This is a genomic window from Amycolatopsis echigonensis (genome assembly GCF_014174495.1).
Lineage (GTDB): Bacteria > Actinomycetota > Actinomycetes > Mycobacteriales > Pseudonocardiaceae > Amycolatopsis > Amycolatopsis echigonensis.
In genome coordinates this window covers 1-435 of the sequence record NZ_JACJHR010000277.1, presented here as the reverse complement: position 1 = coordinate 435, position 435 = coordinate 1, and the positions used below count along the sequence as shown (strand labels likewise).

The following is a 435-nucleotide window of genomic DNA, read 5'->3' as shown; positions in this document are numbered from 1 at the left end:
GTCGGAATGGAACACCGCGCCCGTATTGATCAACCCGCGGCGGGCGGCGAGCGTGATGGCGTCGCAGACGAGGCCGGCGCGCATATGCGGGGCGAGGGCGTGGCCGACGATTTCGCGGGTGTGCAGGTCGAGCACGGTCGCGAGATAGAGCCAGCCTTGCTCGGTGGGCAGGTAGGTGATGTCCCCGGCCAGCCGCTGCCCGGGGGCGTCGGCGGTGAAGTCGCGGCCGATCAGGTCCGGTGCGGCCGCGGCCTTGTCCGGCCGGGTCAACGACCGGGGTTTGCGGCGGGTGTTCCCGGCGATCCGCCGTTCGCGCATGACCCGCTCGACCTTCTTGTGGTTGACCGTCGCGCCGCGGCGGCGCAGTTCCGCAGTGACCCGCGGACTGCCGTAAGCACCGCGGTGGGCGGTGTGGATCCCGGCGATCTCCCCGGC

Annotated in this window: 1 protein-coding gene; it reads right to left on the bottom strand. The window is 72.2% G+C overall.

Annotation, left to right across the window (positions count from 1 at the left end; translation table 11 throughout):
* Positions 1–435, bottom strand: a 435-nt coding sequence (locus H5411_RS46755; RefSeq protein WP_183128058.1) for an IS3 family transposase, incomplete at both ends; no start/stop codon positions are given.